The following is a 14476-nucleotide window of genomic DNA, read 5'->3' as shown; positions in this document are numbered from 1 at the left end:
CACCCAACAAACACTCCAAACAAAAAGGCGAACCCATCGGTTCGCCTTTGCTATTTCAGTTACTACAAAATTACTCTTCGTAGTTCTGAATGCCTGGGCATGAGCAGACTAGGTTACGGTCACCGTAGACGTTGTCTACACGGTTCACGGTTGGCCAGTATTTAGAACGCTTAGTTGCAGTAGATGGGAAGCACGCGATTTCACGTGGGTATGGGCGATCCCATTGCTCTTCCATTAGGTCTACTTGCGTGTGTGGCGCGTTAACCAGAGGGTTGTTTTCCAGTGGCCATTCACCGTTCTTCACTTTGGTCATCTCTTCACGGATGGCGATCATCGCGTCACAGAAACGGTCTAGCTCTTCCAGATCTTCCGATTCCGTTGGCTCTACCATCAGTGTGCCTGCCACAGGGAACGACATGGTTGGCGCGTGGAAACCGTAGTCCATCAAACGTTTTGCAATGTCTTCTTCGCTGATGCCTGTTTCTTCTTTCAGCGGACGAATATCGATAATACATTCGTGCGCCACGCGGCCATTGGTGCCACGGTAAAGAACAGGGTAGTGCGGGCGTAGACGCTCCATCACGTAGTTCGCGTTCAAAATCGCCACTTTGGTTGCTTCTGTTAGGCCATCTGCGCCCATCATGGCAATGTAAGCCCAAGAGATTGGCAGAATTGATGCACTGCCGAGATCCGCTGCTGAAACCGCGAACTCTTTACCTTCCACACCGTTTTCGATGTGACCAGGTAGGAAAGGCGCTAGGTGCGATTTCACACCGATAGGACCCATACCCGGACCACCGCCACCGTGTGGGATACAGAAGGTTTTGTGTAGGTTAAGGTGCGAAACGTCTGAACCGATAAAGCCCGGAGACGTTAGGCCAACCTGCGCGTTCATGTTTGCGCCATCAAGATAAACCTGACCGCCAGCCGCGTGAACCATTTCGCACACTTCTTTCACTTGCTCTTCGTAAACGCCGTGCGTTGAAGGGTAAGTGATCATGATGCTTGATAGGTTTTCTTGATGCTTTTCGATTTTCGCAGCGAGATCAACAAGGTCGATGTTGCCGTTTTCATCGCATTTCACTACCACCACTTTCATCGAAACCATCGCAGCCGTTGCTGGGTTGGTGCCGTGCGCGGAGCTTGGGATCAAACACACGTTGCGGTGACCTTCGCCACGGCTCTCGTGGTAACGCTGAATCGCGATAAGGCCAGCGTATTCGCCAGAAGCACCCGAGTTTGGTTGTAGTGAGAACGCATCGTAGCCAGTGATTTCGCACAGCTTCGCTTTGAGATCTTCAGCCAGTGCAGTGTAACCTGCGGCTTGCTCGATAGGCGCGAATGGGTGAAGCGCACCAAATTCAGGCCAAGTCACCGGGATCATCTCTGCCGCTGCGTTGAGCTTCATGGTACAGCTGCCCAGTGGGATCATGCCGTGAGTGAGCGAGAAGTCTTTGTTTTCTAGCTGTTTTAGGTAACGCATCATCTGTGTTTCACTGTGGTGAGTGTTGAACACAGGGTGAGTTAAGAAACGGCTAGTACGACGACACGCTTCTGGAATCGCGGCAAATTCGTTACTTGCGATGTCGGTTGAAAGTGCGTTTACGCTCTCTTTCACATCGAAAATTGCGAATAGGGCGTCGATGTCTGCCACGGTGGTGGTTTCGTCAAAGCTAATGCCGATTTGGCCGTCAAGCAGACGCAGGTTGATGTCTGCCGCTTGTGCTTTGGCGTAAAGAGCTTGAGTTTTGTCACCAGTGTTAATGGTGATGGTGTCGAAGAACGCGTTGTGCGCAAGCTCGTAACCGGATTTGGTTAAGCCAGCAGCAAGAATGGCCGTCATGTGGTGAGTGCGGCGCGCGATGGTGCGGATGCCTTCTTCACCGTGGTACACGGCAAAGAACGATGCCATGTTGGCAAGTAGTGCTTGCGCCGTACAGATGTTCGAGGTCGCTTTCTCGCGGCGGATATGCTGCTCACGTGTTTGCATTGCCATGCGAAGTGCTTGGTTGCCTTTGGCGTCGATAGAAACACCGATCACACGGCCTGGCATGGTGCGTTTGTGCTGTTCGCGCGTTGCCATGAATGCTGCGTGTGGGCCACCGTAACCCATAGGTACGCCAAAGCGCTGTGCTGAGCCAATGACAACATCTGCGCCCATTTCACCGGCTGGCTTCACAAGTGCAGAAGCAAGGAGATCGGTAGCAACTGAAACCAGTGTCTTGTTGGCTTGTGCTTGTGCGATGACATCGGTGAGATCGCGAACTTCGCCCGTTGTGCTTGGGTATTGAAGTAGGGCACCGAACGCTTCTGTTTGTGGGAGTGCATCAACATTGCCGATAACTACGTCAAAGCCGAAGTATTTCGCGCGAGTTTTGATCACTTCAATGGTTTGTGGGTGAACATCGTCTGCCACGAAGAAGACTTTGCTCTTGCTCTTACCAGCGCGCTGGCAAAGCGTCATCGCTTCTGCGGCTGCGGTGGCTTCATCGAGTAGAGAGGCGTTTGCGATGTCCATGCCCGTTAGGTCCATCACCATTTGTTGATAGTTCAACAATGATTCTAATCGACCTTGAGAAATTTCTGGTTGGTATGGTGTGTAAGCCGTGTACCAGCCTGGGTTTTCCAGTACGTTACGTAAAATAACGTTTGGCGTGAAGGTGTTGTAGTAACCTTGGCCAATGAAAGTGCGCTTAACTTGGTTTAAATCAGCGAACTTTTTGATCGATGCCAGCATGTCTGCTTCGCTTTGCGCTTCTGCCAGTTGCATTGGCTTTTCTAGGCGAATTTGTGCTGGAACGGTTTGTGCGATCAAGGCATCTAGGCTTTCTGCGTTAATGGTAGAAAGCATTTTTTGTTGATCGGCGTGGTTTGGTCCGTTGTGGCGACCAACGAACTCGTGTTGTGTGTTGAGGCTTTGAAGTAATTCAGTCATGGTCCTTTACCTTCAAGAGAGCTGAGAAAGCGTGAGCGCTATAAACACAGCCTTGAAAAAAAGCTGCCCACGGGAGGAGGCAGCTTTATATCAAAATTCCTTTATTAATCTTCTTCGATTGAGTTTAGGTACTCTTCTGCATCTTTCAGATTATCAAGCTCTGAAGGATCAGACAGTTTCACCTTAACAATCCAACCGCCTTCGTACGGTTCCTCGTTGATTAGCTCTGGGCTATCAGAAAGCTCTTCATTCACTTCAACGACTTCACCGGTTACTGGTGCGTAGATGTCTGACGCCGCTTTTACGGATTCAACCAGTGAAAAGCTTTCACCTGCTTCGATTTCCGCTTCAAGCTCAGGTAGCTCGACGAATACCACATCACCCAGCATTTCTTGAGCGTGCTCAGAGATACCGATAGTTACAGTGCCGTCACCGTTGTCGCGAACCCACTCGTGGCTTTCTGTAAACTTCAGTGTTTTGTCCATTGCATAATCTCCAAAATATCGTATTAGGATTTAAATTTGTGGTTACTGGTAAAGTGGGAAGCGTGAACAGAGTGCTTTCACTTCTTTACGCACGCGTTGTTCTACTTCCGCGTTGCCCTCTGGGTTTTCAACTAACCCGTCGAGAACATCACCAATCCAGTGACCTATTAATTTGAATTCTTCTGCGCCAAAGCCTCGGCTTGTACCCGCTGGCGTGCCCAAACGAACACCCGATGTAATCATAGGTTTTTCTGTGTCGAATGGGATGCCATTTTTGTTACATGTGATCCCCGCACGCTCTAGTGCTTCTTCTGCTTTGTTACCTTTCAATCCCTTAGGACGAAGATCAACCAGCATTAGGTGCGTGTCCGTTCCGCCAGTCACAATGTCACAACCGCGAGTTTGCAACACTTCAGCAAGAACTTTTGCGTTATCGATCACCGAATCGATATAAGTTTTGAACTCAGGGCCGAGTGCTTCGCCAAACGCTACTGCTTTCGCTGCAATCACGTGCATCAGCGGGCCGCCTTGTAGGCCAGGGAATACCGCAGAGTTGATTTTCTTAATGATTTCTTCGTGATTGGTGAGGATCATGCCGCCGCGTGGCCCGCGTAGCGTTTTGTGTGTGGTGGTGGTCACCACGTGTGCATGAGGCAGTGGGCTAGGGTGTGCGCCTGTGGCGATCAAACCCGCGATGTGCGCCATATCAACCATTAAAATCGCGCCAACTTCGTCAGCGATTTCACGGAACTTGGCAAAATCAATCACACGAGGAATCGCGCTGCCACCCGCAATAATCATTTTTGGTTTGTGTTCTACCGCCAGTGCGCGAACATCATCGTAGTTGATTTCGAGCGTCTCTTTATCAACACCATATTGAACGGCGTTAAACCATTTGCCCGAAAGAGCAGGGCGTGCACCGTGAGTTAAGTGGCCACCTGCATCGAGCGACATGCCCATAATGGTGTCGCCAGGTTGCAATAGCGCCAGTTTCACCGCGCCGTTGGCTTGAGCGCCAGAGTGCGGTTGAACGTTTGCGTATTCGCAATTAAAAAGTTTTTTCGCGCGTTCGATAGCGATGGCTTCCACGGTATCAACGTGTTCACAACCACCGTAGTAACGACGGCCTGGGTAACCTTCTGCGTATTTATTGGTGAGGCAGGTGCCTTGCGCTTGCATGACCGCTTTAGACACGATGTTCTCAGAAGCGATCAATTCGATTTGTTCATTTTGACGAGTAAATTCGGCTTGAATACCAGCAAAAACGGCATCATCCGTTGCAGACAAGTTAGTCGAGAAAAAGTTTTCCAAGCTGTGATTTTGGTAATGACTATTCATGGTAGATAACCTTTCAATCATCCGTCGAATCGGCGTCTTTGCTTTACGATCCGACCGTCCTTTATAACAACCGTTTGGCGCTGTTTTTGTGATTTGTTTTCACACACCAAACAGAGTGAATTCCGTCCCAAATGGGTTCAAAAGGCCGCTGAATAGCATCAAATCCATTGTCTATTTCAAGCGGAAAAAGCATCTCTTCATCTAACAAGTCGGTAACATACCCGTTGTTCAGTGAACAATCAACAAAAATTTCCTATAGGAAACAGAGATTCGGATTTTGTTAACAGGAGCACGCTTTATTTAACTTGGTGGACTTTTCTCCACTTTACGCTTCATGCACAATGTTTTGTAAACAGGAAGCGTATAAGAAACATGAGGGATTTATGTCGGAAGAATTGTATGACGAGTACCCGTCCCTGACATTAGCGAAAGAATCGCAAGAGCAAAATATCGAGCCATTGAAGCTTGGCCAACGTATTAAAGAGGTGCGCTCACGCCTTGGTATTACGCTTGAAGAAGCCAGTCAACGAACCGGTTTGGCGCGTTCAACACTGAGCAAAATCGAGAACGAACAGATTTCTCCTACCTTTCAAGCAATGCAGAAACTCGCGCACGGTTTGAAAATTGATATGCCACAACTCTTTGAACCACCAAGGAAAAAGGTTGCGACTGGTCGTCGTGATATTACGTTGGCAGGGCATGGTAAACCACACCCAACACAAACTTACGAGCACGAACTGTTAGCCACTCAGCTGTCGAATAAAAAAATGATGCCGTTCAAAAGTGTGGTGCATGCGCGCACGTTTGAAGAGTATGGCGATTGGGTTCGTCACGATGGTGAAGAGTTCTTGCTGATCTTATCTGGCGCGGTTCAATTCTATTCTGAATTCTATGAGCCTGTGGTGCTGAGTGAAGGAGACAGCGTCTATTACGATGCGAACATGGGGCATATGTTGGTCTCCGTTAGTGAGGAAGATGCGTACATTTTGTGGGTGACAGCGAAATAGTTTTAAAAAGATGTAAATTTCCTATAGTGAAAGCAAACGTTTGCTTTTGTTTGAAACAAGATTAGAATAGCGCCGCTCTGATGATAATTCCCTCAATGCGGCGCTTTTTTGTGGTTGCTTGATGTGATTAAATTGTTAAAAGTCACATTTTAAGCAGGACCCAGTAGGTTGAACGTGCAAATTAGCACAACACGTGTTTATTATTGGAAACACAGTTTCCTTTGAGTGGAAATCTGGACAATTAATTGCTGATAGATCGCTGTGATGGGTCTAGCTAATGGAGACGAAAATGACTCAAGAACACTCAGACCAAGTACTACTTAAAACACCACTTCACGCATTGCACATTGAAGTGGGTGCGAAAATGGTGCCATTCGCTGGTTACGACATGCCAGTTCAATACCCGTTAGGTGTGAAGAAAGAACACTTGCACACGCGTGAAGCGGCAGGCCTGTTTGATGTGTCTCACATGGGGCAGCTAAGACTGCACGGTGCGGGCGCAGCAGCGTTTCTTGAGTCACTGGTTCCAGTGGATATCGTAGATTTGGGTGAAGGTAAACAGCGTTACGCGTTTTTCACCAATGAGCAGGGCGGCATTATGGATGACCTCATGGTGGCTAACCTGGGTGACCATCTGTTTGTTGTCGTCAACGCGGCATGTAAAGAGCAAGACATCAACCATCTGCAAGCGCATATTCCATCAGACGTTGAACTTGAAATCATTGACGATCGCGCATTGCTTGCTATTCAAGGTCCAAAAGCGGTTGAGGTGTTGAGCCGCTTCCAACCAGCCGTGGCTGAGATGCTGTTTATGGACGTGCAAAAGCTGGAATTGCTTGGCGTAGAATGCATCATCTCTCGCAGCGGCTATACTGGAGAAGACGGCTACGAAATTTCTGTACCAGCAGACAAAGCAGAAGCGCTTGCTCGTGCATTGACCGCGGAAGAAGAAGTCGAATGGATCGGTCTTGGTGCACGTGATTCGTTACGTCTAGAGTGTGGTTTGTGTTTGTACGGTCATGATCTTGATGAAACTACCACGCCAGTAGAAGCCAGCCTATTGTGGGGCATTCAGAAAGTTCGCCGCGCAGGTGGTGAGCGTGAAGGTGGCTTCCCAGGGGCAGACATCATCCTTAAGCAGATCGAAACGAAGGATGTATCTCGCAAGCGTGTTGGTCTGGTTGGTCAAACCAAAGCACCAGTCCGTGAAGGTGCAGAGCTGTTTGATGGAGAAGGTAATAAAGTGGGTGTAGTAACCAGTGGTACCGCAGGTCCAAATGCGGGCAAGCCAGTTTCCATGGCTTATCTACGTTCAGACCTAACGGAAATCGGCACGGAAGTGTTTGCTGAAGTTCGTGGCAAACTGCTACCAATGACGGTAGAGAAAATGCCGTTTGTACCACAACGCTACTACCGTGGTTAAGGAAGCGTTGAGCTAAGTTACCGCAAATACGACGTTAATTTTTGCGAATAATTGGCACCGCGCTTCTAAGATAGGGGCGCGGTGTTATGTTTTCTATTCATTCTCATGCCAAAATCACCTTGTGTGTGGCGCTGCTTTTCTCAGGCTTTTCTTTTGCCGCTAACGACGTCGAAAGCCGTATCGTCAACGGAACGGTGATTGATGTTAACCGGTATTCTTCTTTTGCCAGTCTTTTTTTTGATTCACTCGAATACGACGGTGTCTATTTCCCTTGGGCAAGTTGTGGAGCAACCATTTTAGACACTTCGCATGTGCTGACCGCCGCCCACTGTGTGGAAGATTTGGGTTCGATGGCGCTGTTTTTGGTGGTGGTGCCACAGCTTCAAGATGAAAACGACTACCCATTTGGCAATATTCAACGTCACCGCGTGGCGAAAATCTTTTATCCCGATAATTTCTCAAACAGTCCTTATACGCTCTTTCCAAATGATATTGCTATTCTAAAACTCGAAAACCCAATGAACATTGATTCGGTCAATGATGTGGTAAAAAGAGCACAGAACGAGGTGTATCGAAGTCCATCCGAAACGTTTTTTGCTGTTGGTCACGGCAATACGAGTACTGGGTACGACAACGAATCTCAGCTACAAGAAACACAGTTGACCTATATCAGTAATACTCAATGTGCCAATATCTTTTCGGATGGGGTTTATCTGACCAACAAACAAATTTGTTTCGATGGTAAGTTCAGTCAACAGAGCCAGCTTAAAAATAGTACCTGTAACGGGGATTCTGGTGGCCCAGTCTATTGGCTTAATAATGGTGAAATGATCCAAGTGGGTTTGACGAGTTTTGGTCCGTCAGTGTGTGGCGACCCTAACTGGGCGGTGACTTCAGTGTTCACTGAAATTTCCGACTATGCCGCGTGGATAGACAGTGTTTTGGCAGGCAATGAAAGCGCGAAAGTCGCGGTGACGGAGCAGATGCGCTTAGACTACATTAATGGCGATAGTGGCAGTGTCGATGACACCGGTTCATCTGCTAGCAATGAAGAGGTCCCAATAAGTTTTGGCAACTCTTCGGGGGGCGGCGCAGTAGGGCTATGGCTGTTGATGTACTACCTACTGCACGCTTGTTTGCCTCGAGTTTGGGTGTCTATTTTTTCACTGAAACGCCCTAAGGAGTGAGGTCCTCAATTGGGCAGAACATATCGATGACGATATCGTTCAACTTCGCAGGGTGAATCATTTGTGCTTTTTCCACACCAAATTGGTTCGCCATGATGGTATTAAACAGCTCCCAATGATTGAGCAGTATTTGGTCACGGTTTTCCGCATCGTCGGGCCAAGTTTCTTTCATCATCGGAGCGAGTGTGATGGCTCCATGAGCAAAGACCAGCAACTGCCATTTGGACTCCCATTGATCGATGGGTGTTTCTGGGTATTCCACGTTGTAGTCGGCAAATAGCTTGGTAAATATTTCAGCGAACTCGTCTTTTGATCTGAGGAAGTATTGCAGTAGGGCGTCATCCGCTTGGCGGATCGCATCGGCAATCATTTGGATTGGGTGAGGATTGACCAAAGCAAACGCGAGCATACGAACCATAAACAGATAAATTTTTCGGTTGGATGGCATCTCTTTTGGCATTTGGTTGATGAGCTCCGCCATGTAGAGTTGCAAAAACTCGTCCATTCCATCACTGACGGCTTGCCAAATCTTCTCTTTGCTACCGAAGTGGTGGCGAATCAAACTGTGTGACACGCCTGCCTTCTCACTGATGTTTCGCAAAGAGATGCGCTCATAACCTAATTCGCAGAACATATCGGCTGCCACTTTAAGGATCATGCACTTAGTTTGCTCGGCCGCTTCGGCACTTCTTCGACCTTGCTTTCTTTCAGTCATCGTTCGAGTTTTCTCAGATATCCATCAACGCGACTATTTTTACCAGAAACGAGACAACTTGACCAATTCTTATATTGTCCACATGGAAAATATATTGATCATTTTTTGATTCCCCATATACTGCACACCTGTATAGCAAAATAAAGGAATGGAGAATCTCAGTGCGCAAACCCCAGATAACACGCACGTCTGTCGCTATTGTGGTGATGCTTGGTCTATCAACACTGCTGACGGGCTGTGACAAAGCCATATCGGAGCCTGCCGATCCTCTGATCAAACCCGTTAAGTTACTGGCGGTGGACGATCTGAGCGTTGCTGAATCGGATGCCTTTTTAGCGCGAATCGACGCAACGTATCGCGCTCAGCTCTCTTTCCAAGTGGGCGGTGAAATTAAGCAACTGTTGGTCAAGATGGGTGAAGAGGTGAGCCAAGGTGATGTTTTGGTGACGCTTGACCCGAAAGATTTGCAATTGGCCCTTAACGCTGCTCAGGCGCAATACTCACTGGCGAAGACGGAATGGCAACGCGCCAAGCAACTGTATGAGAAAAAACTCGTCAGCGCCGATAGCTATGATCAGCAAGAAACCCAATACAAAGCGGCGCTCGCCAATTGGGAGCAAGCCAAAACCGATCTCAGTTACACCAAAATTCACGCGCCTTTTGATGGTGTGGTTTCTTACACCTATGTCAAACCTCATCAACTGGTGGCGGAAAAACAAGAGATCCTCAATCTTATCGACAACCGTGTGTTGGATGTGTCGTTTGCATTGCCTGTGACCTATGTTGAGTCGCTTTCTCTGGCGGCGCTCAAACACGCTGAGATGTGGGTGACGATGGACAGCGAACCCAATAAGCGCATTTCTGGTCAGTTTAAAGAGATCTCAACTCGACCAAACCCAGACACCAACAGTTACCAAGTGATCGTCACCATCGACAGACCGGAAGATCGCAATTTGTTAACGGGGATGACGGGGCAAGTCCACATTGCTAAGCAAAACCTCTCAAACGCGGTGATGCTGCCAAACACCGCGTGGGTGACAAAACAAGCCTCGCAAGGAGAGGTGTGGGTGATGGACAGTGAGACGCAGCAAGTCAACAAAGTGACGCTCTCTTTAAATGCTCATGGTGGCGTGGAATCTGGCCTCGACAGCAACGACTACGTGGTCATTGCGGGTGTCGAGCGTTTGGTGGAAGGCCAAGTCGTCAAAGCATGGGTACGCGAGGAGGGGATTTAATGAAACGTCCTTTATTACTACTTTCAGCAATAGCGTTGGCCGTGCTGACAGGGTGTGATTCCCAGCCACAGTCGTTTAATGACCAGCCATTGTACGTTTCAACCGTTTCTGTTGATGCGCCTGTTAAGAGCCAGTATCGCACCTTTAAGGGGCAAGTTGTGCCCGCCGAGCAAACACCGATCGCCTTTCGCCGCGCAGGAGAAATTCAGCATGTATTGGTCAACGCGGGCGATCTCGTCAAGCAAGGTCAGATGATCGCTAAGCTTGATGATAGCAAAGAAAAACAGGCGGTAAACGATGCACAAGCGCAATACAACTTGGCAATTCGTCAGCTGAAACGTGGTAACGAGCTCTACGCCAAACGGATGATCTCTAACGCGGAGTTAGATGCGCTCACGGCGAGCAAAGCATTGGCTGAAGCTAATTTTTACAACGCAACCAACCAACTTAACTACACCCGATTGTTTGCCCCGTTCACCGGTAAGATCTCGGACGTGTACAAAGAACGTTTTGAGCGCGTCGCGATTGGTGAGCCGATCGTCAGTTTGTATCAAAACGACAAGGTGTACGTGCGAATTGAGTTGTCCGACAACGTGTTAGCTTTGGTCAACCCGAACACACAAAGTATGGATTACCAGCCCCAAGCGACCTTTTCTGGCGTGCAGAAAACGTTCGCACTCAATTATTTGGAACACACCAGTGAACCGAATGCGCAAACCCAAACTTACCAAATGTACTTATCGATGCCACAACCGTTGCAGCAAAGTGAGATCCTGCCTGGTACCAGTGTCAGCGTGCTGGTTGATATGGCGGCAGCGGGCATTACCGCCATTGATGGCTACACCATTCCGATGACAGCACTGCAAGCGGGAAGTCATGAAGGGGAGTTTTTTGTTTGGAAATTAAATGGTGACGCGGTCACTAAAGTGCCCGTGGCCATTGAACAAATCCACGGCGATGGGGCCATTGTCTCATCGGGAGTGGCACAAGGTGATGTGTTGGTGAATTCGAATTTACGCAAGTTGCGCGAAGGCAAACACGTGGATGTGGTAGAGAAGGAACAAGAATGAGCATTGCGGAATATTCCATCAAGAACAAAGTCATCAGTTGGCTGTTTATCGTTATTCTTGCCATTGGCGGAGTCACGTCATTCTTAGAATTGGGGCGTTTGGAAGACCCTGCGTTCACCATTAAAGATGCGATGGTCATTGCTACGTACCCGGGCGCGACGTCGAAAGAGGTTGAAGAAGAGCTGACTTATCCGCTCGAGAAAGAGATCCGCAAGCTGCCTTACATCGATAAGATCACGTCTACTTCATCGAATGGTCTGTCGCAAATCATGGTGAGCATGAAGATGGATTACGGCCCTGACGAGCTGCCACAAATCTGGGACGAGATGCGCCGTAAAATCAATGATCTGCAACCCTCGTTACCGCAAGGTGTTCAATCTCTGCAAATCATTGATGATTTTGGTGACGTATACGGCGTGATGCTGATGCTCACGGGCGACGATTACGATTATGTGGAACTGAAACGCTACGCAGACCAACTGACTCGTGAGCTTGAACTGATTGATGGTGTGGGCAAAGTGGACATCGCAGGCGATCAACAAGAGCAACTCTTTGTTGAAATCTCCCTCGATCGCCTTGCCGCGCTCAACCTAGATATGAACGTTATTTCCGGTTTACTCAATAAGCAGAATAATGTGGTTTCTGCCGGTGAAGTGATGGTCAATGGCGAGAGTTTGATGATTCGACCAAGCGGCACGTTGAACACCGTCGACGCGCTTGAAAATCTGATCATTCATGGCCGCGATACCGGGAATCTTATTCGCTTAAAAGACGTAGCGACCATTACCCGCGGCATTCAAGAAAAGCCCGATAATGTGCTGTTGTTTAACGGCAAGAAAGCGATCAATATCGGCGTTTCATTTGCTTCAGGCGTGAATGTGGTGGAAGTGGGCCAGCGTATTGAAACGGAACTGGCCAGCCTAGAAAGCATCAAACCAGCAGGCATCGACATGAGCTACTTCTACAATCAGGCACAAGAAGTGGATGATTCAGTGAAAGCCTTTGTGATCAGCCTAGCGGAAGCGGTGGCGATCGTGATTATTGTTTTGCTGTTCACCATGGGGCTTCGTAGTGGGGTGATCATCGGCTTGGTGTTGCTGCTGACGGTATTCGGCACCTTTATCTTGATGAATCATTACGACATTGAACTGCACCGAATCTCGCTAGGGGCGTTGATTATCGCCCTAGGTATGCTGGTGGATAACGCCATTGTGGTGGTGGAAGGGATCTTGGTGGGCCTAAAGAAAGGGCGCACAAAAATCCAAGCCGCGACCGACATTGTGAAACAAACTCAGTGGCCATTGTTGGGGGCGACCGTGATTGCCATCACTGCGTTTGCGCCGATTGGCTTATCACAGGACGCAACCGGCGAGTTCATGGGCTCGCTGTTCTGGGTTTTGTGTTTCTCGCTGTTCTTAAGCTGGATCACCGCCATCACGCTGACACCGTTTCTGGCGAATCTGCTCTTGAAAGAGCAAGACAAAACGCTCGCTGCCGATGAAGAAGACCCATACAAAGGTTGGTTGTTTGTCGCATTTGGCTCGTTGCTAAAGTGGGCGTTACGTTTTCGTTGGCTGACGATCGCAGGCATGGTGGCCTTGCTTGTTGGCGCGGTAGTGGCGTTTGGTCATGTTAAGCAGCAGTTCTTCCCGCCATCGAACACGCCGATGTTTTACGTGGATATGTGGATGCCAGAAGGGACGGACATTCGTGAAACCATGAAGCAAGCCAGTGAAGTGGAAAGTTACATTCGCCAACAAGCAAACATCGACTTTGTGTCAGCATCGATTGGTCAGGGTTTGCAGCGATTTGCTTTGACCTATGAGCCGGCCAAGAACTACGAAGCGTATGCGCAATTTCAAGTGCGAACAACGGATCGCGACACCATGTTTGTGCTGCTTAACGAACTGGATAGCCGCTTAGCCAAAACCTTTGATAAGCCAACCTTCCAGTTAAAGTTGATGGAATTTGGCCCATCGCCGGCATCTAAGATTGAAGCGCGCATCACTGGCCCAGATCCACAAGTGCTTAGAGCGTTGGCGGTTCAAGTGGAAGACATTCTCCATACCGATCCGGGTGCTCGTAATATACGCCATGATTGGCGTGAGCGAACGAAGCAAATCGTGCCGATTTTCAACGAATCGAAAGCGCGCCGTTTAGGCATCTCAAAAGAAGATTTGTCGAGCACCTTGCAGATGAGTTTTGGTGGCAGCACATTGGGTCTACTCAGAGATGGCACACACATTTTGCCGATTATGGTGCGATTGCCAGAAACAGAACGAGTGGACTTTGAATCGTTACAAAACGTCAGCATCTGGAGCCCATCGTTGCAAAGTTACATTCCGGTTGATCAAATCATCGATGGTGTGACTTTAGATTGGGAGGAGCCGTTAATAGAACGCCGTGACCGTAAACGCACGTTGACCGTGTTGGCTGACCACGATGTGCTAAGCGAGGACACGGCAGCAAGTTTGTTTGCTCGTGTGCAACCTAAAGTGATGGCGCTGCCCATTCCACATGGCTATGAAATCACATGGGGTGGGGAATACGAATCATCGAAAGATGCACAGGACGCGTTGTTTGGTTCCTTGCCGATGGGTTACTTATCGATGTTCATTATCACCATGTTGCTTTTCAATTCGTTCAAAAAGCCGCTGGTGATTTGGTTCACGGTGCCGCTTTCTATCATTGGTGTGGCACTTGGATTGTTGGTCACCAACATGCCGTTCAGTTTCACCGCTTTTCTTGGCCTGTTAAGCCTTAGCGGCATGATTCTGAAAAATGGCATTGTGTTGCTGGATCAGATCAATCTGGAGCTCGATTCAGGGAAAGATCCGTATCTTGCCATCATCGACAGCGCGGTGAGCCGTGTTCGTCCGGTCAGCATGGCGGCATTGACCACCATACTTGGCATGATTCCATTGGTGTTTGATGCGTTCTTTGGCTCTATGGCCATTACCATCATGGCAGGCTTGGGTTTCGCGACGGTACTGACCTTAGTTGTCGTGCCCGTTATGTTTGCTATTTTGTTTGGCATCAAGCCGGCAAAGTCTTAACACGACTTACCAATGGCACAATTTT

At 48.7% G+C, this 14476-nt stretch carries 10 protein-coding genes; 6 read left to right on the top strand and 4 right to left on the bottom strand.

All coding sequences use genetic code 11. The annotated features are described in order from the left end of the window. Positions 1–70: 70 nt before the first annotated feature. The 3 genes from gcvP to LZU85_RS04240 form a co-directional block, all read right to left on the bottom strand. Positions 71–2935 (bottom strand): aminomethyl-transferring glycine dehydrogenase, encoded by a 2865-nt coding sequence (gene gcvP / locus LZU85_RS04250; RefSeq protein WP_237286450.1) that lies wholly within the window; start codon positions 2933–2935, stop codon positions 71–73. A 104-nt stretch (positions 2936–3039) separates the two neighbouring features. Then, on the bottom strand, positions 3040–3420 hold the full coding sequence (gene gcvH / locus LZU85_RS04245; RefSeq protein WP_011081167.1) for a glycine cleavage system protein GcvH: 381 nt from the start codon (positions 3418–3420) through the stop codon (positions 3040–3042). A 42-nt stretch (positions 3421–3462) separates the two neighbouring features. Beyond that, the gene (locus tag LZU85_RS04240; RefSeq protein WP_011081168.1) at positions 3463–4758 is read right to left on the bottom strand and encodes a serine hydroxymethyltransferase; all 1296 of its coding nucleotides are present in this window, start codon (positions 4756–4758) and stop codon (positions 3463–3465) included. 383 nt (positions 4759–5141) lie between these two features. On the opposite strand from LZU85_RS04240, the gene LZU85_RS04235 reads away from it, so the two are divergent. From LZU85_RS04235 to LZU85_RS04225, 3 genes are all read left to right on the top strand, one after another. Further along, the gene (locus LZU85_RS04235; RefSeq protein ID WP_237286449.1) at positions 5142–5765 is read left to right on the top strand and encodes a helix-turn-helix domain-containing protein; all 624 of its coding nucleotides are present in this window, start codon (positions 5142–5144) and stop codon (positions 5763–5765) included. A gap of 289 nt (positions 5766–6054) precedes the next feature. Next, complete coding sequence (gene gcvT / locus LZU85_RS04230) at positions 6055–7188, top strand: glycine cleavage system aminomethyltransferase GcvT (RefSeq protein ID WP_015727863.1); 1134 nt, start codon at positions 6055–6057, stop codon at positions 7186–7188. An 86-nt stretch (positions 7189–7274) separates the two neighbouring features. After that, entirely contained in the window at positions 7275–8375 is a 1101-nt protein-coding gene (locus LZU85_RS04225; protein WP_237286448.1) for a S1 family peptidase, read from the top strand. Here the strand turns inward: LZU85_RS04225 and LZU85_RS04220 are convergent. Beyond that, a complete protein-coding gene (locus tag LZU85_RS04220) occupies positions 8365–9090 on the bottom strand; it encodes a TetR/AcrR family transcriptional regulator (RefSeq protein ID WP_237286447.1) in 726 nt (241 codons plus the stop codon). The two genes, LZU85_RS04225 and LZU85_RS04220, sit on opposite strands and share 11 nt — an antisense overlap. Positions 9091–9296: 206 nt before the next feature. On the opposite strand from LZU85_RS04220, the gene LZU85_RS04215 reads away from it, so the two are divergent. Genes LZU85_RS04215 through LZU85_RS04205 form a run of 3 tightly spaced genes read left to right on the top strand, consistent with a single transcriptional unit; the run spans position 9297 to position 14451 of the window. Then, a complete protein-coding gene (locus tag LZU85_RS04215) occupies positions 9297–10325 on the top strand; it encodes an efflux RND transporter periplasmic adaptor subunit (RefSeq protein WP_237286489.1) in 1029 nt (342 codons plus the stop codon). After that, positions 10325–11395 carry an efflux RND transporter periplasmic adaptor subunit gene (locus LZU85_RS04210; RefSeq protein WP_237286446.1) on the top strand — a complete coding sequence of 357 codons (1071 nt, stop codon included), beginning with the start codon at positions 10325–10327 and terminating at the stop codon, positions 11393–11395. The genes LZU85_RS04215 and LZU85_RS04210 overlap by 1 nt, the downstream gene beginning before the upstream one ends. After that, a complete protein-coding gene (locus tag LZU85_RS04205) occupies positions 11392–14451 on the top strand; it encodes an efflux RND transporter permease subunit (protein ID WP_237286445.1) in 3060 nt (1019 codons plus the stop codon). The genes LZU85_RS04210 and LZU85_RS04205 overlap by 4 nt, the downstream gene beginning before the upstream one ends. Positions 14452–14476 lie beyond the last annotated feature (25 nt).

The organism is Vibrio floridensis, assembly GCF_021852965.1.
GTDB classification, from domain to species: Bacteria; Pseudomonadota; Gammaproteobacteria; order Enterobacterales; family Vibrionaceae; genus Vibrio; species Vibrio floridensis.
The sequence above is the reverse complement of the archived record's forward strand: the minus strand, read 5'-3'. Positions and strand labels throughout refer to the sequence as shown.